This is a genomic window from Nocardioides ferulae, from assembly GCF_003660455.1.
In the GTDB taxonomy this organism is placed as follows: Bacteria; Actinomycetota; Actinomycetes; order Propionibacteriales; family Nocardioidaceae; genus Nocardioides; species Nocardioides ferulae.
On sequence record NZ_QZVR01000064.1, the window covers coordinates 1 to 662 of the forward strand.

General features: G+C 68.0%; 1 protein-coding gene. It reads left to right on the plus strand.

Annotated features, from left to right (window positions below):
- Positions 1–131: 131 nt before the first annotated feature.
- Positions 132–662 (plus strand): transposase (locus D6B71_RS22430; RefSeq protein WP_240641648.1); only part of this gene is annotated, 531 nt, incomplete at its 3' end.

A 662-nucleotide genomic window follows, 5' to 3' on the forward strand; every position in this document is an offset into this window, starting at 1 on the left:
CCCAGACCAGCTGCTCCGACCCTCACAGGTGTACGACGGACCTGAGTGAGCGCGTGCCTGCAACGTAGGCGCGGCCACCGGGTGGATCCTTCGAGTGATCTCTCACAACCGACTCGAAGAAGGACACACCGATGACCGCTGTTCCCAGTATCGACCCTGCCCGCTTCCTGACCGAGCAGCTGGACCAGGCGAGCCCTGACCTGCTGCGCGATCTGCTGACCACGTTCGTCAACGCGCTGCTCTCGGCGCAGGCCGACGCGGTGTGCGGCGCCGGGTACGGCGAGCGCAGCAGCGAGCGGGTCAACTCCCGCAACGGCTACCGCCACCGCGACCTCGACACCCGCGTCGGGACCCTGGACGTAGCGGTGCCCAAGCTTCGACAGGGCAGCCTGTATCCAGACTGGCTGCTGGAGCGCCGCAAGCGCGCCGAACGGGCACTCACCAGCGTGGTGGCGACCTGCTACCTGCTCGGCGTGTCCACCCGGCGGATGGACAAGCTGGTGCAGACCCTCGGGATCACCGGCCTGTCGAAGTCGCAGGTCTCGGTGATGGCACGCGAGCTCGACGAGCACGTCGAGCAGTTCCGAACCCGCCGGCTCGAGGTGTCGGGGTACGACCTCACGTGTCGGTTGGGGTACGGCCTGACGTGTCGGTCCCGGCGT